Source organism: Niastella yeongjuensis, assembly GCF_900110245.1.
Lineage (GTDB): Bacteria > Bacteroidota > Bacteroidia > Chitinophagales > Chitinophagaceae > Niastella > Niastella yeongjuensis.
On the sequence record NZ_FOCZ01000005.1, the window covers coordinates 162,770 to 185,244 of the forward strand.

Sequence of the window (22,475 nt, forward strand, 5' to 3'; positions counted from 1 at the left end):
AGCACTATGTTATTGAATGACCCTGGTAACAACGGGTGAATAGCTTCTTCTCCCATTGGTGCCAATGGCAACAACGCGGAACCAGTAGCGTTTGTCAGAAATCAATCCCTCGAAAGTATGACTACTTTGAGAGCTCCCTATTCCTATCCATTCGGTGTTTATACCGGGTTGCTCCTTAGTGTACTGATGTACATAAGCGAGTATACCCGACACATTTTTAGCATGGGTAGTAGCCTCACCGGCTGCACCCATTTCAACTTCCAGTATTTCGATAGCAGGTGTCTGATAATCCCTGGCGTCATTAGCTACATCGAAACCGCTGCTCAGGATCAACGTTCTGTCGCCATTACAGGTCACGGTCACATACTCAGCCAGTTCCTTTAAATAGGCCAGCACAAGGACCTTCTTATCGTTTTTAACAGACACCATTTGTTTGTCGCGACTCCCGGCTTTTACAAGCGCCGCCTGGTATTCGGGCAATAACTTTTTGAGTTCTGTCAGCGCAGCTGGTGGAGTTGGAAAAGCCGGATTATTTTCCATGTTCTCTATAACGCGTTGGCATATCATCGCAATGTCACCCTGGCGTTTTTTGTATTTAGCAATACTCTTACTCATGATCGTAAATTTTAAAAATTAAAAAATAGAAAGACCATACGCTATTATCAGTCTCTTAACCTACACTGTATTGGCCAATACAAGTCGATCTGTATACGAAGACAAATCTATCCATTACTACCACACGATGGCCCAAAATGGGACGGGCTTCGGAAACTGTTGGGACGGTTCGAGGCAAAAGGTGGGACGTAAGGTCACTTCCCCCAGGGAGTACCTATTCTTTTAGGGACGGCGTGAGGAAAAAGGTGGGATGAAGTATTTGATTTCAGGTACGAATGACAACTTCATTCCGGATTTATGACTGGCAGTATACTTACAATGCCCTTCTTCAACCTGAAAGTCAAAAAATAAATCCCAGGATTGTATAAAATTTTCCCAGGAAACTGATGTAAAATCCTGGGAAAACATATCATTTTCCCACGAAAACAAGGTAAAATCCTGGGATAACATATTATTTCCCTGGGAAAATCATGTAAAATCCCAGGAAAGTGTATGGTTTTCCCAGGAAAACAGGGTAAAATCCTGGGATACGGATCATTTTACCGGGGGAAAAAACAAGTGTAGATCTATAACGGAACAAGCCTTCTGACTGAAACAACTGTTTCAATCAGAAGGCTTGTTCCTGATAATTATTTTTAAGGAGATCCTATTGTTTCTTCAGTGAGGTGTTTGTCAGGGCAAATAAAAAAGGAAACTAACCAGAGCCACCATCTTATACACTCAATGTAGAAGTAGCTGTAAGATATATATTATTCTTAATATCTCATGTACGTGAAAAACACCCTATTTACTTTAAGGCTCCCACAATTCAATCTTGTTTCCCTCTATATCAAGGATATGAACAAACTTTCCGTAGTCATAACTTTCGATGTTATCCAACACCGTTACCCCTTCTTTCTTTAACTCTTCCACCAGTGCTTCGAGGTTGTCGACCCGGTAGTTGATCATGAAGTCTTTTGCAGATGGCTCGAAGTATTTGGTATTTTCTGCAAACGGGCTCCACAGCGTATATCCTTCCTTTGTTTCGTCTTCCTGTTTCCAATTGAACATTACGCCGTATTCGGTTACATCAAAACCCAGGTGGGTTTTATACCAGTCTTTCATTTTCCCGGGGTCTTTGCACTTGAAGAAAATGCCGCCTATACCTGTTACGCGTTTCATGGTGTTTGTTTTGCAGCAATTTAAGGCATTTTTGTTTAGTCTGTCTCCTCCTCCCGCTTCAATCGCCACCGTACAAAAAGCTGCAAATTCAACGACCGCTTTTGTTCCTTGCTTTGACTGGTGAATGCACTGCCAAACGGGACCACTATCGCCGCGCCCAGGTCGAGCGGGCCTAACTTATAAGCTGCTTCAAATTTGGCCATGATCAAATGGGAGTTCAGATACCTGTTGGTTAATGAATCATTCTTTACCGAATACATGGTGTCTGGAATAGCCACTTTATTCCTTGCTGTATCTACCGCCAGTTTTGATTGTCTTTGCACCAGGGTTTGCCCCAACGTTTGGTACCCGATGCCGGCACCAATTACAAAGTTTTCGTTGATATGGAGGTTGTATTGCAAGCCAAAATAAATACCGCCCGATTTTATAAAGCTGCTGGTGTGGCGTGTCCAAACATTTACCGATGTTACAGAATCGACAGCTACTTGTTTTACCGTGCTGTCTACCTTGATTACATTGTTGTTATAGGAGGTCCATTCAGCCGGTTTTACCAGCAATAAGACCTCGTGGTGTTCATTGTGCCGGCTCAGCCAAATGCCGGGGATCAGCAGGTTATAAGGTTGACTGCGGTTATTGGGACCGGTAAAATAATGGCCATCCCCATTGAGGGGAACAGTCCCTTTCCAATGCAAGCCATACTGCCAGTGCCAGGTGTGAAAGATCTTCCGGTTATCCTCCTCGTCTTTTTCTTTTCGCGCGGGTTGCACAACGGTACGTCCGTCTTTCTTGCTCACATCTGCCCGCACCACCTTTGTTTTTGTTTGCATGGTGTCTTTTATCCAGGGCTGGGCTGCACTGCCTTTATACACCGGCGTTATGGGTTTTCCTTTTTCAACTTGTCCGTTTGTATTTTTAACTACGTCGATGTAGTCATTATCGGGTGCCTTTCCAGCCATGGTGGTCAATAGTAAGTTGCCGGCGGTGGTGTCTTTTGTCCGGCGGGCAACATTTGCCGTATCAGGATGCGGAGCAGGGGTATTAACGACAACAACCCGGCTGGATGTATCGGGGTTTGTATGCGCTGCCATTAGGATGGTGTCCCCGGGCCTGGTTTGCGGAACAGGCCGCATTACCTTTCTTACCGGTTTATGATGACTGAGGTTGTTTTTTTTATGCGGGTTAATTTTTGCAGTTGCTGTTTGTTGTTTTGGCGGGTTATCCTGGAAGATCACATACCCTTTGAACATGGAATAATACAGCGAGGTGTTCTTGCGTATTTCCTGTAACAACATACCAATGGTGTACGATCCTTTTTTCAGGTTGATGATCTTATCGCCTTTTACCTTCGATGAGTTAAACGAAAAACGAATGGAGCTGTGCGTGTGTACATATTTTGTAAGCGAATCCAGTGTTATCGGCTTATCAAAATAAAATTGAGGTCGCTGGTTATTGGGTGCAGCGGCCTTTTGTTGTGCGAAGCAATCTACCGGAACAGTCAATACCAATAGTATAACCAGTCCCGCCAGGCATTTATTTATTACGTCCATTTCCAGATATTGTGACTTGCTTGTTCCCTTTATCTATTTTATACTCGAAAGCAAGGGTGTATGCCATTACATCGAGCATTTGTTTTAATGTAACACTATCAAACCGGGTGGTGATTCTGCGTTCGCCCACATTGCCTTTTAAAATGATCTTTATATCAAACTCCTTTTCCATGTGTTCGGCCACATTTTTAAAAGGCGTACTCTCGAACTCAAGGGAGACCCGTTTATCTTTTGCGTTTGGGGTAAGCGTGTCAGAAACAGCCGTAGTGCCTGTAGGTGCCGTATCGTTTGCAGCCGGGCTGTCGTTCTTATAGGTTGCGGGCGTTGCTGCCTTTTGGGCTGGCTTTTTTGTGGTTATATAAGTGATCAGGAAAATGGTTGCTACCAGGCCTGCACCGATCACCAATTTGGCTGTTCCCTTCCCTATCCATTTTTTGAAACCGGATGCCCTCACGGGTGCTGCAGGCGTCTGCAACAGCAGTTGTTGCATATTTTCCCAGGCGGCCTCCACCGGTATATCCGGTTCAGGATAACGGTTATCGCCAACCTCATTAATATGTAACTTTTTCTTATCCAATGTTTCTGTTTCTATTATGCTGTTCAAAAATTTCTTTCAGCCTGGTGCGGCATTCGTTCAGCTGCCATTTCACCGTACCCTCCTTCATATCGATCATCCGGGCTATTTCTTTTATTGAAAAACCTTCCAGGTAGTACAGGCTGCACACATACCTGGTATTGGGTGGTAACAGGTCAAGGTAATAATAAATATCCTTCCATTCCAGTTGTTTGAAGGGATTATTCACCACGGCATCACTGTTGTTCTCATTCAACTCAAAGGTGAGCCGGGTCTTTTTATCCCTGATAAGGGTAAGCGCAGCATTGCGCACGGTTGTGTAAGCCCAGTTAAACAGATCGCCTTTGGCGGGATCGTATTTATCAAAATTCCTGAACACTTTCAACATGCCGTTATTTACTGCTGTAAGAATATCATGGTTGTCGGAAAAAAAGCATTTACACAATGCAAACATGGCCGGGTAAAATTGCCTGTACAATTTTTCCTGACTCTGGGGGTCATTTTTTTTGCAGCCATCTATTATCTTCTTATCCAAATGATCCGGGGTTTATACTCAGTACCAACCGTGCCACGGTTTTGAACCGTGGCACGGTATACAAATTTACCATTTACAGCGTCTAATTAAGAATTAGTGGTGAAATAGTTACTCTGCTTGGGTCGGGCCAGGTAAAGCTATACTGACTACCCGTTTTTGTAAAGGAACCGGTATAAGTAACGCCACTTACATTCACTTTAAATTCATGGCTGCCATCCTGTATCGGATACAGTGTCCTCGTTGATGTTGCCTGCACCGGCCCGCTGAGACAGCTTCCCGGAACATATACACTCGAGTATTCTAAATAATAGCTGCCATTCGAATTGGAAAACCCGGTGATGAGGGTATTGTAAGTGCAGCGATAGCTGTTTTGCGTAGTCGCTTTAATTACCAACCCTGAAATATTACCGGTATCAATTTTCACTACGGAAAGATTGATGTGGTCGTTCAGCAATGTGTAAGTAGAATCATGCGGACCGCAGTTCTTACAGGTAGTATCCGTTTTGGTGGTATCGCGGGGAATGGTAGGGATCGTATCGTGCGGAAACCCACAGAGTGAATCTCTGTACAGGCTGTCGCAATAATTGCTGTCCACTACATTTACCGAAATCCGTTGCACCAGGCTGCCCATGCTGGCTATTACCGAATAAGAACCTGACTGGCGAAAATAAACGGTGGCTTTATCGCCATCGCTGGTAAGAGATACATTGCTGGAAGGGGTTACAGACCATTTGGCGGTTTGTCCGGAGTTATTTTCTACCGTAAATATTACCGGTTCTCCCTTTTTGATCCCTTCTGTTTTTGCAGCTTTTACCGAGTTTGGATCACTGCTGTGTTCTTTCTGACACGACATGTAGCCAATTACCCCGGTCAATAGTAAAATCGGGACTAATAAACGTTTCATGATGCTTTTAATTTTTGGGTATTTGATACAGAGTGATCACTGCTGTACTTAATAAACTACAGCCCCTGCCCAAAAGGTTGGAACAACCGGATATTTTTTTAAAAAAAGTTTCGACTTCGACTAACCATTTTTTAATGCAACAAAAAACGGGACCTGTTTGTCTTGTAATCGCTTCAACCTCATATCATGAAAAAGCGCCTTATCATTCAATTGCACAAAGCGGTCACGGCCGCCTTCATATTCAGTTTTATTTTCATAAGCTGCGACAAGGATAATGATAACGGTCCTGCCCCTGAAAAACCATTGGAGGTTGAAGAAGCCCCCACTGCCGGCAATTCGGCCCAGCCAGTGATCACCATCACCGGCAATACCACGGTACCCCCTTCAAAAACCAAATATAATTTTGTCTTCGACTGGGAAAATACCCAATTCATGCCCGTAGTGCCCGGTCACCCGGCCGTACCCGTTCCCTGGAGCGATCAAACGATCAGGAATTATGACCCCGGCCTTCGTTATGATTATAAAAAAAGCGATGGCTGGGAACTGGTATATAACAGTTTTTCGGATACCCTCGATGCCGCCGATCCCTTCTTTATACTCTACAATAAATACCGGGGCGTAATTCGGTATTACACCTATAATGTAAGAGAAAGTAATCCTACCGTGGCCAATTACCGTTCCATTGTAAATATCATGAGCGTGAATGGCGAAGTAAACGGGATGACCCATATGCTCAATTTTGCCGACCAGCTGATCGTTGATATGAATGTCAATTCCGACAGGGCTGTGCTTATGGAACCATGGCCCTTTACTCAAAACGCCTGGTATCTTTCCCAATATGAAATAGCGTATGATGGTAACCTGCATGATTTGACCTGGGACAAATTTCTGCTTGGCTGGAGCTTTAATTTTGTACGCCCGCTGGAGTTATCCCTCAACAACAAACCTGCCGGCAACAAAATGCTCTTTCTGCAAAGCCCCGGATTTAATTTTCTTTTTAACCTGGGTACCACTATTGGTACCAACATGCAGGCACACATAAAATCAGTTGGCGGGCTCGATGAACTGTCCGGGATCTTCTCCGGTTCCGTTGTCAGTAACCTGAAGCAAACCATCTTCGACAGTACTGCTGGCAATAAACTCAATGCCACCCTGGTACCGCAATTGAACATGGCCGATACCAAGGTTGATGTTCCTGCATTAATACGGCTCTATCCCGACGGCGTTGGATATATACGGCTTAACCTCGCATCACCAGGGTTCGATCACAGTAATGTGATTGGTTTCGGGCCTTCATTTAATGAACCCCTGGGTATTTTTTATCTGGGCGCCGCACCCGTTATCAACCATACGAAAGTAGACGGGCCTTTGTCTGAACAATACACACTCGATGTAGCCTCCATTGAATACAAAATAAATCCCTTCACACAAGCCTATGCGACTATACGCAACTTTCGCCAGGAGATCGTTGCAGTAGCTACCAATGAAACGCCCAACCTCACTGAAGCACACCTGTACCAGGGGCAACAGCTAAAAGCTTCAGCGCCCTTAAACATACTGGGTGTAAGGGTTTCCCTTGAGGTGGTGCCTAAAAATGGCAGTGCGCCTGTCAAAATCATCAAAACTTTTAAAGCGGACCTCCGTAACAGTTAATTTACAGACGGAAAGGAATAAATTTCGTTTTTTTGCATCTTTGTATATAAGACCAGCAACTTAACCGCAGCGCACAGCAGTCACAATAATTTCAGGGCACTTACCACATTCGGGAGGTGAATACACCATTCCCCTTACCGAAGGCATATTTCATTTGGTAAACCTTAAAAAACCTAACACGCAAACAGTATGACGATTACTGCTTATGAGGGCATGCACTCCTGGTACGGGCGGCCCCTACTCAAAGCATTGCTATGGAAGCTATTGATCTTTTTGATGCTGGCCATAGTTTCCTTCCAGGCCATGGCCTACGACAACATCTCTATAACCGGCGTGGTAAAAAGCGCGGCCGGCACTCCGCTTCAAGGCGTTTCTGTATTGATCAAAGGCACCACCACCGGCACCACCACCGATAACGAAGGCCGGTTTGAACTGAAAGGTGTTCCTGAAAAAGCTACCCTGGTATTCAGTATTGTAGGCTATACCTCCAAACAGGTAAAGCTACACGCTGCTGCCACTGTTTTAAGTATTGTGTTGCAGGAAACAGACAACCAGTTACAGGAAGTGGTAGTAACAGGTTACCAGAATGTTGACCGGAAATTGTTTACCGGCGCGGCCGCCAAAGTGAATGCCAAAGACGCCGAACGCAATGGCATACCCGATATTTCACGGATGCTCGAAGGCCAGGTGGCCGGTGTAACGGTACAGAACGTATCGGGTACATTTGGCGCTGCGCCTAAAATACGCGTACGCGGCGCCACTTCGCTCTCGGGTGAGAATAAACCACTTTGGGTGGTGGATGGCATCATCCTCGAAGAAGTGATAAACATCTCCAACGAAGCGCTTTCTACCGGTGATGCCAGTACTCTTATCGGTTCCTCCGTTGCCGGCATAAATCCCGACGATATAGAATCCTTCACCATTTTGAAAGACGCTGCAGCCACGGCCATGTATGGGGCCCGCGCCATGAACGGCGTTATTGTCGTAAACACGAAAAGAGGAAAGAACACCAACGGAACACCCCAGATCAATTACAGCGGCAGCTTTACTTCTTACGGAAAGCCTTCGTACGATCAATTCGACATCATGAATTCGGCCGACCAGCTTTCTGTACTGCTGGAACTGGAGAACAAAGGCTATTATAACCACAGCTCTATTTCCCGCGCAAAAGACGGCGGCATCTTTTATAAAATGTACAACCAGATGTATGATTATGATGCCAACACCGATTCATACGCGTTGAAGAATACACCGCAAGACAGGTTACAATTCCTGGAACGGTATGCAAAGGCCAACACCGACTGGTTTGATGTGTTATTCAAAAATTCCCTGTTGCAGGAACACTCCCTGAGCATGACCTCGGGTTCACCCAACTCCCAAACGTATTTTTCTACCTCGCTTATGAAAGACAATGGCTGGACGGTTGGTGATAATGTAAGCAGGTATACCGCAAAGTTTCGAAACAACTTCAGGATGAACGACCGGTTGCGCGGTGAAGTAATGGTAAATGGCTCCGTGCGCGACCAGCGTACGCCCGGTACCCTGAACAGAGACCCCGACCCGGTGCACGGGATCATTAACCGGTCATTCGATATTAATCCCTACTCCTACGCGCTGAACACCAGCCGGCTGATGACGCCCTATGATGCAAATGGCAACCGCGAATATTTTGTACGGAACTATGCCCCCTTCAACATCCTGAACGAGCTGGAAACAAATTATATTCAACTGAAATCGCTCGATCTGCAGGTGCAAACGGGGCTTACATACAAGATCATTCCCCAGCTGGAATACTCAGTCGATGGCTCCTATCGCTATGTAAACAATACGCGGCAGCATTATGTAAAAGAAGGTTCTAACATGGTTGAATCTTTCCGCGCCGATTACGACGCTACCATCGCAGCCAATAACATCAACCTGTATACCGATCCCGATAATCCCAATTCGCTGCCCCAGGTAGTATTGCCCGAAGGCGGTTTCTTTAATACCACTCTCGATAACCTGCGGAGTTTGTACTTCCGCCAGAACCTTGAATACAACAACACCTTCCGCAATAAACACCTGGTGAACTTTTTTGGCTCCTTGGAATTGCGCAGCATCGACCGGCAGAACTCCGATTACCAGGGCATCGGTTATCAATATGAGAACGGCGGACTGGTAAACCCGAACTATCGCTTCTTCAAAAAAATGATCGAAGGCAATGATCCTTATTTTGCCATGTCGTATGGCAAAGACCGGTTTGCAGCCTTTATGGGAAGGGCCGCTTACTCCTTCGATGAAAAATACAGCGTGAATGTGACCGGTCGTTACGATGGCAGCAATAAAATGGGTAAATCAACTACTGCCCGCTGGCTGCCTACCTGGAACATATCAGGCGCGTGGCACCTTGACAAGGAGAAATTCTTTACCGGTAAACTCACCGGCATCATTTCCGGCGTTACACTGCGTGGTACCTATGGCATGACGGCCAGCATCGGCGATGCCCACAATGCTGCTGCGCTTTATTATAACGGGATTGCCACCCGCCCGTATGATACCGAAAAAGAAACGGGCATTTACATCAACAGCCTCGAAAACAGGGAGCTGACCTGGGAAAAAATGTATGAGGAGAACCTGGGTACCGATCTGTTGCTGTTCAACAAGATCGACCTGACCATGGATTGGTACCGCCGCAAATCATTCGATCTTATTGGCCCCATCAATACTTCCGGCATCGGCGGACAATATGTAAAAACCGCCAACTATGCCGACATGGCTGCCCGGGGTTTTGAATTTACCATTGGCGGCAGCCCCATCAAATTGCCCAACAATGGTTTTCGCTGGCGAACACAATTGAATGTAAGCTTTAATAAAAATGAGATCACCAACCTGCGGGTAAACCCCAGCGTTTGGTCGAACGCACAACCCGAAGGCGGTATGCGGGTAGGTAATGCACAACGGGGCTTATATTCTGTTCCATTTGCCGGTCTCGACCACAACTACGGTTATCCGCTGTTCACAGACCAGGATGGTAAAACCTCTGCCAGTTATATCCGGTTACAGGAAGAAGACAAGGATTATCTCGTTTATAACGGTCCGGTAGACCCTACCTTAACCGGCGGGTTCTATAATAACTTTTCGTGGAAAGGATTCTCGCTCTCCGCACTGGTAACTTATTCAGCCGGTAACTATGTTCGGCCGCAATTGAATTTCGCGGCGTCCTATTCCGATATGTATACCCTCAGCAATCGCCTGAGCGACCGCTGGCTGATGCCGGGTGATGAACAACGCACCAACATCCCTTCTTTATTGGGCGTGTACCATGTTGCCAACAGCGTGGTGAACAATGACGGTACTGTTATAAACGGACAATACCCGTACAATGCCTATAATTTCAGTACCGAAGCAGTGGCAAAAGGTGATTTCATCCGACTGAAAAGAGTATCGCTCGATTATGAACTACCGGCCAAATGGCTGAAGGCGGTAAAAATGCGGAACGCACATCTGTCGCTGGCAGGTAATAACATTGCCCTGTTGTATTCAGATAAGAATCTGTATGGCGCCGATCCTGAGTTTATTAATAGTGGCGGGGTGGCAATGCCGGTACCTAAACAGTATACGTTGGCGGTGAAGTTTGGCTTTTGATTACGAAAGGCAGTGGGCAGTAGGCAGTAGGAAAAAGGCAATGAGCAATAGGCAATGGCCCCTTCGCGACAAGCCAGGGAAAAGCAACTGTGGGGGGAGGCCCTCAGCAACCAACAAACGAAATGCTACAATTGTAACATGAACTTAAAAAAATGAAGCACCTCATTATATACTCTTCTCTTCTTCTAACATTAGTTAGTTGTAAGAAATACCTGAACGAAAATCCTGATAACAGGACCGATATAAATACCATTGACAGGGTAGCCCAATTGTTGGTGACTGCCTATCCCGACAGGACGTATCTTTTTAATGAAACGGCTTCTGATAACTCGGAAGACAGAACCACCATTGCATCGAAAGAAGCGCAGCCTTTTACCGATTTGTATTTCTGGCGCGATCCGGAAGGTACCGGCGACTGCACTCCGGCCGAATACTGGCTCGCCTGTTACCGGGCTATTGCTTCGGCCAACCATGCCCTTGATGCCATCGAAACAAACAACTTCGGCGATAAGGGGCTTACCTATAAAGGCGAAGCGCTGATTGCCCGGGCTTATGCGCACCACATGCTGGCAATGCATTTTGCTGCGCCCTATGTGCCCGGCGGACCAAATGAAAGTATGGGCATCCCCTATGTTGACAAACCTGAAGATGTGGTATTTCAGCAATATGACCGGGGCACCGTGCAAAGCGTGTATGAAAACATTGAACAGGACCTCACCGAAGGGATGAAGCTGCTGAAACCAGGCTCCTGGGAAGTACCTAAATATCATTTTACGCCCCAGGCGGCGCATGCATTTGCAGCCCGTTTTTATTTGTTTAAAGGCGATTGGGATAAAGTGATAGAACAGGTAAGCGCCCTGTTTCCCGAAAACAATTTTTACGACAACCTGCACCAATATGCCGGCGATCTGTGGTCCCTTTCAGGCGACCAAATAGTACAGGAAAATACAAAAGCCGAACGGCCCTTTAATCTCCTGCTGGCAAACACCCAATCCATTTATCAACGCAAGGAAGGCGCCGGAGCTAACCGCTATGGCTTTGGTGAGAAAGTAAAAAACGAAGGAAATGGCACCACAGTATTTGGTCTTCCCTTCCGCACCAATTTCAGAAACTTTGACGAACCCAATTGGACGCCGGGTAAATACCAGGAATTTTTTTACACCACCAATATAGCCCAGGGAACCGGTATTCCATATATCATGATGCCTCTGTTCACAGTAGATGAAGCGTTGATGAACCGGGCCGAAGCCTATATTCAAAAAGCAAATTATCCCCTGGCTATTGCCGATCTGAATGAGCTCGCCCGCGCCCGGATCCGGACATATGACCCCGCTAAAAACGGACTCACCGTTGTCAAGGCAAAGACCTTTACCGGCAAAACGGATGACAAACAAGCCATGCTCGCTGCCCTGCTGGATACTAAAAAACGGGCATTTATCATGGAGGGCATTCGCTGGATGGACATCCTTCGCAACAACCTAACGGTAAAACACAACCAGATAGACCAACGCGGTACGGAAACCTTTATTGAACTGCCATCCGGCGACCCGAGAAGGGTGTTTCAATTACCAAAAGAAGTGACTACTTCAGGTGTACCTTTAAATCCCAGATAACCATGACACTGAAAAATATATTACATACAGGTTTATGCGCGCTGTTGCTCATGAGTGCAGCCTCGTGCAGAAAATCTTCAGCCCTCGATGTAGATATGTCGAAATACGTAATAGACAATCCGCCATCAACCGATCTGGACAACTGGATCACCGATAATTTAACCAACCCGTATAACATCCAACTGCAATACCGCTACGAACGGGACCTGCTGGGTGACGTGGGTAAGGATGTATCGCCGGTTAAGCTGGATAAAGTACAGCCGACAGCCCAGGCTATCATCAATGTATTTTTGAAAACCTACGAAAAAGTAGCGGGTGTGGCGTTCATTAAAACCCATACACCCAAACAATTTGTGTTGTTTGGCTCAGCATCTTATAATACCGATGGTTCCTTTACCCAGGGCTCCGCTGATGGCGGCCGCCGCGTAATTCTGTACGATCTCAATAACCTCGACTTTACCAACCCCGCCCAGGTAAGTACCAAAATGCTCACCATTCACCACGAATTCACCCATATCCTGAACCAGACTATCGCTATACAACCGGAATACCAACTGGTAACAAAAAGCGATTACCTCACCAACTGGACAGATGATAACAATACCGCTGACGTTGCCAAAAACCTTGGATTTATTTCCAGGTATGCGAGAATGAATTACAACGAAGATTTTGCAGAAACAGTAGCCTACCTGTTGACAAAGGGCCAGCTGTGGTACGACAGCTGCGCTAAAACCGCCAGCGCAGACGGATTAACAAAATTGAAAAAGAAAGAAGCGCTGGTAGTAGATTATTTCAAACAAAGCCTGAGCATCAACTTCCGCGATCTGCAAAATGAAGTAAGCAAAGTACTACGTGTTATCTACAATGACAAAAGCAAGAGCATTTTGTACGCCTGGCAAAAGAACCTCATCAACCCGCAGCTGACGATGAACTTTAACGAGCCGGTCTATACGCAATATGGCCAGTCGGCCAAATTCAAAGCGATTTGGGAGAACGTAAAAGCAGCGCTTAAAACGGCCAACTACACGCTCGATTCTTTTAAGGCGGTCTTTAAATCGCCCACGATAATACAAATGCAACAATCCTTTACCACCGCCACCGGCACCCCCCTGGTAGCCTGGTACGATTTCAATTATACCATTAGTGCCAATGATATTATCACCTTCACCCCAATCGACAGCAGCTCCAGCACCACCCTGCCATATGTAATTGCCAAACAGGCCGCAGCTGGTTTTGCCCCGCTGAATAATTACCTGAAGAATAACCCCTTTAAAACCGACTGGATGCCGCCAGGCGCTGAAGGCGGTGGTAATTACCTGAAGTACGGCGGGTTTTATGTAAACAACGAACCGGACAATTATTTCTATGGAAAATTATAACCTGATATAACCATGAAACAATTGCTATATATACTTGCTGCCACCCTGTTTGCCACAGGCTGCAAAAAAGACGACACAAAGATCTTCGAAGAAACACCCGAAGAAAGGATGTCGGCCCGTATCGATGAGCTCAACAGCGCATTGAACAGTTCCCAATACGGCTGGAAGGCTTCGCTCACCACCTCGGCCAAAGGTGGGTACGGATTTTATATGGATTTTAAATCGCCCGGATCCATCACCATGGTGGCCGACCTCGACAGCGCAACTGCTACCCAGGCCAACACTTCTACCTATCGTATAAAATGGGTGATGAATGCCACCCTCATCTTCGATACCTATAATTACATCTCCCTATTGCAGGACCCCAATCCCGCCACTTATGGCGGCAATGCCGGCTCTGGTTTGCAAAGCGACGTGGAATTCGAATATGAGCGCATTAATGGCGACAGCGTCCTATTACGCGGTTTTAAGTACAAGAATGAGCTGGTGCTGGTGAAAGTGACCGCCGAACAAAAGGATCGCTACCTGAGCGCTGCCTACAAAGCCAACATCGATGCCATTAATAACTACTTCGTTGGAAAAACATATAACTTCATCAACATCGCGGGGCTTAACAACAAAGTGCAATTCCTCTTCGACAAGGGGAATAAAACAGTCGTATTCCAATACACCGATAACAACGGCGAAGTAAAAAAAGCGGATGGTAAATTCAATTTTGAAGATGTGGGACTCATTTTCTCCAGCGGCGGCATTACCGTGAACGGGATCACTTTTGTGAGTGCCGGCATGGAGAACGGCTACTTCGTGCTATATGACGACCATGGCAACAAATACGTGGTGCATCAAAGCAGTGTGCCTATTTTACTAATGCAGAACCTGTTTGCCTATAATGGGCTGTACCGGGAACTATATATACCACCGAATCCGCCAACAGGTATCAACTCTGGTTTCAACAACGTATACTTTGCCTGTCAGGCGCTCTTTGGGCAAATGAATCCCAAACGCCAGCTGATAGATGTACGGTTTGTACTGGCCAGCTCCAATACCGCCACCCTTATTACTCACAACGGCTCCAATGCACCTACGTTTGAAGCCATTGCCACTTATCCGTACACGTATGTAAACGGCATGCTTACATTGAGCAACGCCAGCTACGACGGCAACTGGGCCCAACGTTCGAAGGAGTATAAACCATTGCAGGATTATTTTGCCAATGCTGTTTTTAAAGTAGACTACGTTACTACTAACAATCCCCTTTTGCCTCTGGTGGGTGGGTTGTATAAAGACAATAGTTCGTTTTTTTATGGAGCGCTGAGATAGGGCAGAAGGCGAGAGATAGGGCAGAAGGCGAGAGAAAGGGCAGAAGGCAGAGGGCAAAGGGCAGAGAAAAAATACAAAACGGGCTATCCGCCAATAAGTGGATAGCCCGTTTTTTATAGTGATAAGTTCTTAAGTTTGTTAATGCTTCGTGGCCGCGATGAGGTTCTCTGCCCTCTGCCTTCTGCCCTCTGCCCTCTGCCCTCTGCCCTCTGCCCTCTGCCCTCTGCCCTCTGCCTTACAATTTAAACTGCACCGTCACATAAAAGCTTCTCGCATCGGCAGGAACAATGCCCGGGCCGGGATAGCTATCGGCCCGGCGGGTAAAATAATGGGCGTTGGCCAGGTTGTTGATACTGGCAAATACCGTAAAGTGTTTATTAATATAATATTCACCCGAGAGGTCCATGATGTTGTAAGCAGGAACAAGGCCATCGATGGCATTGTCGGTATAGCTGGCGTTGGTGGCATCGGTATACTGACTGCCGGTATAGGAAAACTGGTAAGCAGCAGTCCATTTACGGCGACGCACAGACAATCCTGTTTTAAACACTACGTTTGGTACAAACTCAACGCGGCGGCCTTCGATAGCACTTTCTTTGCTGTTTACGTATTTGGCGCTGATGAGTGAGAAATTGGAAAACAACAACACACTGGTGTTTGCCTGTGCCCCCTTCAACCATTGCCAGATGTCGGCTTCCGCATAGGTTTCTACCCCATAATGACGGCTTTGCGATACATTGGTACGCAGGTTATAAATAAGAAAGTTGTTATTATCGACAGACAGGATGCTTCCTATTTTGTTATCATAGTTGATCATGAACACACTCACATCAAAATTCAAAATGCCGGCGTTCTTGCGAATGCCCAGGTCGGCTGAATACCCTTTTTCATCCTGCAGGTTACTATCTACTTTCAGGTTGGGATTCAGGGTACGCAGGTCATTAAAGTTGAGGGCCTTATAATTCTGGGATACATTGGCGTACAACTGCATTTCTCCCGGCAGGTTATAGGCAGCCCCTACCCCACCCAACAGGAAATGCCGTTTATTGAATTTGTTATCGGTTATCCGTTGCGGGTTAATGGGATTGCCCGACAAATCAAAGATCGCATTGGTATAATTTCCCTGCGCCCTTGTAGTGATGTTCTCGTACCGGATACCGGGTGTAATGCTCAACCGGGGTGTGAGGCGAAAAATATTTTCTGCAAACAAGGCGGTATTGTGGTTGGGGAAGGTATAGTCTGAATACCGCAGTGAATCGTTTGGATACGTAGGATTAAAAGTGAAATCGTCTTTTGCTCCGCCCGCACCGGCATTGCCAAAGCCCTGTTCGCGGTGCGTATGTCCTTCATAATAACGTACGCCTACCAACGCGGTGGAGGTTAACTTACCCAATTGGTATTGATACAACAACCGGCTTTCATTGCCCCAGTTGCGATAATGATCTATATATAAATTACGGTCTGAACCATCGTCGATGCGGTTGATAAAAGTGAGCAATCCCAGGGCATCGCGCTGCGCCATCAGACCAAAGAAACGCGTATCAATATGCAGTTTGTTGCTGATGCGGTAATCCAGGGAGGCAGAACCCAGGTTCCAGTTTACCTTAAACCAGTTGCGGGTACGCACAGACTGGTGTGGATCTTTGGCAAAATCAGCATCGGTCAATCCGCCGGGCTGATGTTCCAGGTAGCTCATATACGTGTATTGCAAGGTCATGGATAACCGCTGATTGAAATTGTAGGTAGTAGCGGCGTAGGCGGTATTGGAGTTGAATTCTGAATTGGGCCGCCAGCCATCGCCCTGCTTGTGTTGGTAGAAGCCATAGTAGTTCAGTTTGCCAACGGTTCCACCCACACTGGTTGAAGCGTTCAGGAAATTCCAGGAGCCGCCGGTTACCCGGGCGGTTACGCCCAGCTTCGAGGTATCGCCCCGGTTCATTCTGAAATTGATCATACCGCCAAACTGGGTACCGTATTGCAGAGAGGCGGCGCCGCGAACGATCTCTATGCGATCCACCGCTTCGGAGGGTGGTGTATAATAACTTTCAGGGTAACCCAATGCATCGGCACTCATATCGTAGCCGTTCTGCCGGGTATTGAAATTCGACACGCGGTTAGGGCTCAGTCCACGGCCGCCAATGGCCAGTTGTATACCGGCGCCATCGTTCTCCCAAATATTCAAACCGGCCACCTTTGCATAGATCTGGCGGCTGTTATTGGTTGCTTTATTTCCTACTACATCCTTCATCTCCACCACTTCAGTTTTCTTACCCGCATAAATAGCGGTGCCTTCCACATCGCGCAAACGGGTAAAACCAGTATGCTTCTGATCGCCCTGTTTCACCAGCACGGTATCCAGCGTTTTGGATTTTTGCGCCTGCGTAACAACCCCACACAATACAAATACTATAATAGCTACAGATTTCATCTTAATTTTTTTCATCCATGGGTAATATCCAGTTCTTATGACCGAACCAGGTTTCCTTTTCACTGGCAAGATTACGTGCACTATCTATAAACAGCCTGCTGCCGTGCCCGTTTAGGGTGACATAGCTTTCTACTGTTACCTGCGGATTGGTTATACCGCGTTCTTTATATTCAGTAGCCAGGATATGCGCATATTGCAACATCATATCCGGCTGGGTTTCCATCATTCGTTCCTGGTATGGGGTAAGGAATTTGCCATTGTTCACCTGGAACTTCCTGCCCGTAGCAGGGTCTTTTATATAAAAATAAGTAGTACCGCTTTTTTCCATCAACATGACCCGCCACGAAAAACGATACCCTTCTTCTGTCCAGAACAAGCTGCCGGGATACAGGAGAAAACGCAGGGGCATCAGCACTTGCAATAAGAAATATACGCTCAACGCCCACAATAAAGTAATACGAACAGGACGGCTGAACACCAGCTGCTTTTCTTCCCCACTGTTTGCTTTGCGCAGTACTGACCGGTGAAAGTCTTCCGAGAAAAAGATCAATGTGGCGCTCATCATGAGATAGGGGAATACGCCTATCTGGAAAATGAGCGCGGTGAGTACATGAAAGATGATCACCAAAATATAAGCAGGCCGCCGCGTGGGCCGGTACAACAATAAAAACCCGATCGACAGATCAAACAGCATGCCGCCCCAACTGAAAAAACAGGCTACACAGTCATGGTGCAGCAAGGAGCTTATAACGGGAACGGTTGGTGCCTTTGCCGGCAGCCAGATGCGGAGTGGCAGTGCTTCTATTAACCAGTCATGCGTAAGTTTAGACAATCCGGCGAAAAAATAGATGAGGCACAACTGGTATTTAAAGATGAGGATGGTCCAGGAAGGCACCTGTGTTACGCGCAAAGCGGGTTTACGCAATACATCCAGCGAGCAATAACGGTGCGCGGGCACCAGCATGAGCAGAAAGGAAAATATTGTAACGAGGTAATAGTGGTTCAGGTAGTAGGTTTTGTCAAGCATTTCTGCATAGCCAAAACAACAAAAGAATACTATGGTGGCAATGCGGTAAAACAGCCCCGTGCAAATACAAAATGCAGCTGCGGCCATTAATCCATACACCGTGTACATACAACCGGCGCTGCCGGGGTGTAACCATTCAAATCCATAAAAGGGAAAATGAAAACGGGGGGTAATATAGAAATCCGTTACCCATCCCTTTACAATAAAACGTACCGTACTTACAAACAATACAGCCCCGAAAGCCATGCGCAGCACGGCAAGCGGGGCTATATGCCTGTAACGTTTAAAATGATTAATCACCATCATCATCCTGGAAAGAGATCTTTACACCTAACGCGGAACTCATGTCGGCCTTAAGCAGTACCGTGAGTTTGCGTACCTCGGTATAGGTATCGTTGACAGTGGTTATGTTATTTTGTACAGCTGCCGACAAAGGATCTTGCAGGGTTTGCAGTTTTGCCAGCAGGGTATTGATCTGGTTTTTGATGGCATCGTTCAACGGCAGTCCGTTGTTTTTGGCTGTGGTAGCAGCTACTTTATCATCGATACCGCCGCCATTGCCGCCCAGGTACATAGTTTGTATAGCCTGCAATTGCGCTATCAATAAGGCAACAGAATAACCGCTGTAATACGCTTCCACTTTCTCGGGAGAAATGGGCAGTGTATTGGGTCCGTATTTACCAATGGGAATGCCGATCTTATAGTTTTGCAGTGTTACATCGAAGTCCTGCACAAAGGCATTGAGCAGCTGGCTCAGAGAGCTGCCGGCATCCACACCCGTTGCTTTGGAGAATTTATCGACATAATTACCGCCTGTGGCAGACCAAGCATTGGCTACTGCGGCCGCTTTTGTTTTCAGCGCACCAGCCAGGGCCTTCAGGTAATTCTTTGCACCGGTTGCATTGGCGTCTGTTGTAAAACGGGCCATTACATAATTATCGTTGTAGGCAAACAGCAGATAATCCAACGCAGGGAAGCCCTGGGCTGCAAAATTGCCTAAGCCATCCATGGTATAACTGGCGCCGGCGATATTGCTTTTTATTATAGCTGTATCGGCAGGGAATGAATTAGTGAAGTGCGTAGTCAGGGATTGGTCCAGCATGGGACCAAACTGGTAGGCACTCACGCCTTCCCAGGCTTTGTATGCATCCTTGAACGCATTTTTCATCGCCAATAACGAACCTGATGTGGGAAAGTTAGTAAATGCAGTAACAACGGTTTCAAGGCCAGCCGTAGCGGTAGCCAGTTGGTTGAACGCCGGCGATATCACATTGGCGCCCAGGTTCACCAGTACCGTGTCGGACTGGTTGCCGCCGCCTTGCGAATCATCGTTCTTGTCAGACTTGCTGCACGAAAACAATACCAGGGTGGCACAAAAGGTGCCTGTCACTACTGCCGCTGCTAATTTTTTATGTTTCATATCAATACGTTGAAATGATATACGGGAATCTTCAAAAAGATGGCAAATATAGCCTATTACCGGTGTGATTACAGATTGGTTTTAACTGCATCCCAGCCGTAGATACTGCTGATCTTGTCCTGGATGGCAGTGATGCCGGCAGGTGTCAGGCTGTAAAAGTTTGTACCGAATAAAGTCAATACCGCACCGTAATCAGCATCGCTGATCTTTTTGGTATTGTTGAATTTTAAACCAGTCCAGAAGCCCAGTGCTTCAGACATGTTGCCGCATACTGCAGCAGCGCCATTAGGCAGGTTGCCTTTTGCTTCGTTGGTTTCATGCACGGTAGCAGCTGCTTCCATTATTTCGAAGAATGGAATAATGATGGCCGCCTGCGCTTTTGCTGTATTCAGGTCATTGTTAGCCAGTGCCGCACGTCCTTTCAGGAAGGCGTTCATCAGCGTAGTGTTTGAATTGATACCAGTAAGGTTTACCACTGGTTTTGCAATACCGGAATCGATCTGGCTGGTATAAGAACCCCAGTATTTTACACCGGCACGGTTAGCTGGGAAGTTAACAGGTACATTCCACAGGAAAAACGCCTGGTCCCATGCATGTTGTTTGGCTTCGAGGCTGATGCTGCTGTTAAGGGAATCCTTCAGGTATACATCTGCTATCTGGTGGCCAATGAAAGCACCCATCATTAATTTGGTGAAAAACTGGCGCCAGTAAATACCATTGGCAGAAAGCAGGGTCTTTTTATCGCTTACGCCCGCTTGTCCATTGGCAGCAGGTTTACCGGTTGAGCTGGCTGCGCCAATACTGTCTAACGCAGCATTTACCACCACAGCTGCCGCAGGTATGGTATTTCCGGCCAATTGAAGACCGGAAGTATTCAGGTTATATTTAACGCCGCTAAAAGTGGTATCGGTAAAATAGTTGCCGGTATTGGTAAACATGCCTTTCAGTTTGGCAGCGCTTACCACGGTATTGGCGGTATTACCGGTATTGATCAGATTTTCCATTTCTGCCAGCATAGACAGATAAGTCTTGGCATTGGAAGAATCGACATTGGTGAAATAATAAGTAGTAGGAACAGTGTAACTGGGTGCATCATTATTATCATCTTTCTTACAACCAACAGAGAACAAGGTCATGGCCAGGGTAACATAGCCTGCCGCGAGTACCAGAGTCTTTTTCATGAGCATTATTTAATTGGAGCGCAAGATGCAAATCAACCATGTTTTCCCATTACGCAATCGGGAAATGGGTTTACGCAAAACGGAAAAAGCATGCTGCTCAATTAAAAAGACATCATTTTTTTCAATGGAGGCAACCTAAACGGGGGCAATATTCGTGAAATGCCGGCTTTTTGTTAATCGTTGGTTAACGGGCGCGAAAGCTCGCCCATTAGGGGGAGGCAAATAGGAGGCTTTTTCCATCTTCGTTTATTCTTCCACGAGTTTGATACCCGTTTGGGTAAAAATGATCTTTTTGTTTTTGTACAAATTGCCCGTTGTCATTTTGAAGGTCTTCTTACTCATTCCAAAAAAGGAATAGATCTCTTCGGGATCTGATTTATCGTGGTAAGGCAGGTAGCCGTTATTTTCCTGCAGCAACCGCATTATTTTACCGGCTTCATCTTCTACCCGTTGATACCCCATTTTGCCGGAACCTACATCGATGCGGTTTTCTTCCCGGATGTTTTTGATGTATCCTTTTAATTTATCGCCTACCTGTATTTCATGAAAGATATCATTGTGATGTAATACACCAGTATGCTGGTTGTTGATGATCACTACATAGCCGATATCGGTACGGCGGTATACTACCAGGTCAACCGGGTCCTGTTCTTTTACAGTGAGGTGGTCATTGCTTAAAAAACGCTCGATCTTTTCGGTGGCGGCCACGCGGCCCGTCATTTCATCGAGGTAGATCTTCACCAGGTAATGGCCTCCTACCCGCATGCCCATCAATTGTTGTGATTTGGCCACAAAAAGGTCCTTCATCAGGCCCCAATCCAAAAAAGCGCCCTGTTTGGTTACCGACACAGCCTCCAGGTTTACAATATCGCCCACTACGCCCAGGGGATGCTGGGTGGTAGCAATTAAGCGGTCTTCCGAGTCGTGATATACAAAAACTTTCAATACGTCGCCCACTTTAACGCCGGGCGGAACAAACCGTTTGGGCAGCAACACCACGTCTTTATCCTCTCCCAGGTACATGCCGAATTCGAAGCCCCGGGCTATTTTTAATGTGTTGAACTCGCCTACTTTGATGTTGCTGTTTGCCATTACCGTATTTTCTGCAAAGAACGGGAAAAAAAGGCAGAGGGCAGAAAGAATGACAGTGGGAAATACAGTTTTAAGTTGAAAGTTTAAAGTTGAAAGTTTTAAGTTGAAAGTTTAAAGTTGAAAGTTTCCGGGTCCTAAGTTTAAATTATTGGGTTATTAGGTTCGTAGGTTCTTGGTTGCTTCGCCCGCCGAAGCTTTGGCGAAGGAGGGGCTTTGGGAGGCGCACAGGGGGGGTATTTGCTTACGGCTGTTCCCCATTGCCCATTGCCTTTCTTCTCTCTGCCCTCTGCCCTCTGCCCTTTGCCTTCTGCCCTCTGCCCATTGCCTTCTGCCCATTGCCTTTCTTCTCTCTGCCCTTTGCCCTCTGCCCTCTGCCCTTTGCCTTCTGCTCTCTGCCCTCTG

Annotated in this window: 16 protein-coding genes; 5 read left to right on the forward strand and 11 right to left on the reverse strand. The window is 46.6% G+C overall.

Annotated features, from left to right (window positions below):
- Positions 1–9 precede the first annotated feature (9 nt).
- From BMX95_RS14775 to BMX95_RS14805, 6 genes are all read right to left on the reverse strand, one after another.
- On the reverse strand, positions 10–615 hold the full coding sequence (locus tag BMX95_RS14775) for a fibronectin type III domain-containing protein (protein ID WP_081203215.1): 606 nt from the start codon (positions 613–615) through the stop codon (positions 10–12).
- Between the two features lie 792 nt (positions 616–1,407).
- Positions 1,408–1,776: a VOC family protein gene (locus tag BMX95_RS14785; RefSeq protein ID WP_081203217.1), complete on the reverse strand. Its 369-nt coding sequence runs from the start codon at positions 1,774–1,776 to the stop codon at positions 1,408–1,410.
- Between the two features lie 35 nt (positions 1,777–1,811).
- On the reverse strand, positions 1,812–3,323 hold the full coding sequence (locus BMX95_RS14790; protein ID WP_081203218.1) for a hypothetical protein: 1,512 nt from the start codon (positions 3,321–3,323) through the stop codon (positions 1,812–1,814).
- Complete coding sequence (locus BMX95_RS14795) at positions 3,307–3,900, reverse strand: DUF4974 domain-containing protein (protein WP_081203219.1); 594 nt, start codon at positions 3,898–3,900, stop codon at positions 3,307–3,309. Before BMX95_RS14795 ends, BMX95_RS14790 begins: the two co-directional genes overlap by 17 nt.
- Positions 3,893–4,432 (reverse strand): RNA polymerase sigma factor, encoded by a 540-nt coding sequence (locus tag BMX95_RS14800; protein WP_081203220.1) that lies wholly within the window; start codon positions 4,430–4,432, stop codon positions 3,893–3,895. The genes BMX95_RS14795 and BMX95_RS14800 overlap by 8 nt, the downstream gene beginning before the upstream one ends.
- A gap of 82 nt (positions 4,433–4,514) precedes the next feature.
- Positions 4,515–5,336, reverse strand: a complete 822-nt coding sequence (locus BMX95_RS14805) for a hypothetical protein (RefSeq protein ID WP_133054026.1) — start codon at positions 5,334–5,336, stop codon at positions 4,515–4,517.
- A 186-nt stretch (positions 5,337–5,522) separates the two neighbouring features.
- Here BMX95_RS14805 and BMX95_RS14810 point away from each other — a divergent pair, with 186 nt between their 5' ends.
- The 5 genes from BMX95_RS14810 to BMX95_RS14830 all read left to right on the forward strand — a co-directional run bounded on the left by BMX95_RS14810 (position 5,523) and on the right by BMX95_RS14830 (position 14,925).
- Complete coding sequence (locus BMX95_RS14810) at positions 5,523–6,989, forward strand: hypothetical protein (RefSeq protein WP_081203222.1); 1,467 nt, start codon at positions 5,523–5,525, stop codon at positions 6,987–6,989.
- 189 nt (positions 6,990–7,178) lie between these two features.
- A complete protein-coding gene (locus tag BMX95_RS14815; RefSeq protein WP_081203223.1) occupies positions 7,179–10,613 on the forward strand; it encodes a SusC/RagA family TonB-linked outer membrane protein in 3,435 nt (1,144 codons plus the stop codon).
- Positions 10,614–10,765: 152 nt separating this feature from the next.
- On the forward strand, positions 10,766–12,226 hold the full coding sequence (locus BMX95_RS14820; RefSeq protein ID WP_081203224.1) for a RagB/SusD family nutrient uptake outer membrane protein: 1,461 nt from the start codon (positions 10,766–10,768) through the stop codon (positions 12,224–12,226).
- A 2-nt stretch (positions 12,227–12,228) separates the two neighbouring features.
- Positions 12,229–13,605: a substrate import-associated zinc metallohydrolase lipoprotein gene (locus BMX95_RS14825; protein ID WP_081203225.1), complete on the forward strand. Its 1,377-nt coding sequence runs from the start codon at positions 12,229–12,231 to the stop codon at positions 13,603–13,605.
- Positions 13,606–13,617: 12 nt separating this feature from the next.
- Complete coding sequence (locus BMX95_RS14830; RefSeq protein ID WP_081203226.1) at positions 13,618–14,925, forward strand: DUF4302 domain-containing protein; 1,308 nt, start codon at positions 13,618–13,620, stop codon at positions 14,923–14,925.
- A gap of 235 nt (positions 14,926–15,160) precedes the next feature.
- Here BMX95_RS14830 and BMX95_RS14835 read toward each other — a convergent pair whose 3' ends face one another.
- The 5 genes from BMX95_RS14835 to BMX95_RS14855 all read right to left on the reverse strand — a co-directional run bounded on the left by BMX95_RS14835 (position 15,161) and on the right by BMX95_RS14855 (position 22,073).
- Positions 15,161–17,353, reverse strand: a complete 2,193-nt coding sequence (locus tag BMX95_RS14835; RefSeq protein WP_165759055.1) for a TonB-dependent receptor family protein — start codon at positions 17,351–17,353, stop codon at positions 15,161–15,163.
- 1 nt (position 17,354) lies between these two features.
- Entirely contained in the window at positions 17,355–18,689 is a 1,335-nt protein-coding gene (locus tag BMX95_RS14840) for an HTTM domain-containing protein (protein ID WP_081203228.1), read from the reverse strand.
- Entirely contained in the window at positions 18,673–19,800 is a 1,128-nt protein-coding gene (locus BMX95_RS14845; RefSeq protein WP_081203229.1) for an imelysin family protein, read from the reverse strand. Before BMX95_RS14845 ends, BMX95_RS14840 begins: the two co-directional genes overlap by 17 nt.
- Positions 19,801–19,868: 68 nt before the next feature.
- On the reverse strand, positions 19,869–20,981 hold the full coding sequence (locus BMX95_RS14850) for a DUF4856 domain-containing protein (RefSeq protein ID WP_165759056.1): 1,113 nt from the start codon (positions 20,979–20,981) through the stop codon (positions 19,869–19,871).
- Between the two features lie 246 nt (positions 20,982–21,227).
- A complete protein-coding gene (locus BMX95_RS14855) occupies positions 21,228–22,073 on the reverse strand; it encodes a CvfB family protein (RefSeq protein WP_081203231.1) in 846 nt (281 codons plus the stop codon).
- Positions 22,074–22,475: the final 402 nt, after the last annotated feature.

What these genes read in the sequence shown, in the direction of transcription:
- BMX95_RS14815 (WP_081203223.1), top strand. Translation starts at nt 7,179, where the DNA reads ATGACGATTACTGCTTATGAGGGCATGCACTCCTGGTACGGGCGGCCC.
- BMX95_RS14840 (WP_081203228.1), bottom strand. Translation starts at nt 18,689, where the DNA reads ATGATGATGGTGATTAATCATTTTAAACGTTACAGGCATATAGCCCCG.
- BMX95_RS14855 (WP_081203231.1), bottom strand. Translation starts at nt 22,073, where the DNA reads ATGGCAAACAGCAACATCAAAGTAGGCGAGTTCAACACATTAAAAATA.
- BMX95_RS14775 (WP_081203215.1), bottom strand. Translation starts at nt 615, where the DNA reads ATGAGTAAGAGTATTGCTAAATACAAAAAACGCCAGGGTGACATTGCG.
- BMX95_RS14790 (WP_081203218.1), bottom strand. Translation starts at nt 3,323, where the DNA reads ATGGACGTAATAAATAAATGCCTGGCGGGACTGGTTATACTATTGGTA.
- BMX95_RS14825 (WP_081203225.1), top strand. Translation starts at nt 12,229, where the DNA reads ATGACACTGAAAAATATATTACATACAGGTTTATGCGCGCTGTTGCTC.
- BMX95_RS14785 (WP_081203217.1), bottom strand. Translation starts at nt 1,776, where the DNA reads ATGAAACGCGTAACAGGTATAGGCGGCATTTTCTTCAAGTGCAAAGAC.
- BMX95_RS14850 (WP_165759056.1), bottom strand. Translation starts at nt 20,981, where the DNA reads ATGAAAAAGACTCTGGTACTCGCGGCAGGCTATGTTACCCTGGCCATG.
- BMX95_RS14845 (WP_081203229.1), bottom strand. Translation starts at nt 19,800, where the DNA reads ATGAAACATAAAAAATTAGCAGCGGCAGTAGTGACAGGCACCTTTTGT.
- BMX95_RS14835 (WP_165759055.1), bottom strand. Translation starts at nt 17,353, where the DNA reads ATGAAATCTGTAGCTATTATAGTATTTGTATTGTGTGGGGTTGTTACG.
- BMX95_RS14805 (WP_133054026.1), bottom strand. Translation starts at nt 5,336, where the DNA reads ATGAAACGTTTATTAGTCCCGATTTTACTATTGACCGGGGTAATTGGC.
- BMX95_RS14830 (WP_081203226.1), top strand. Translation starts at nt 13,618, where the DNA reads ATGAAACAATTGCTATATATACTTGCTGCCACCCTGTTTGCCACAGGC.
- BMX95_RS14810 (WP_081203222.1), top strand. Translation starts at nt 5,523, where the DNA reads ATGAAAAAGCGCCTTATCATTCAATTGCACAAAGCGGTCACGGCCGCC.
- BMX95_RS14820 (WP_081203224.1), top strand. Translation starts at nt 10,766, where the DNA reads ATGAAGCACCTCATTATATACTCTTCTCTTCTTCTAACATTAGTTAGT.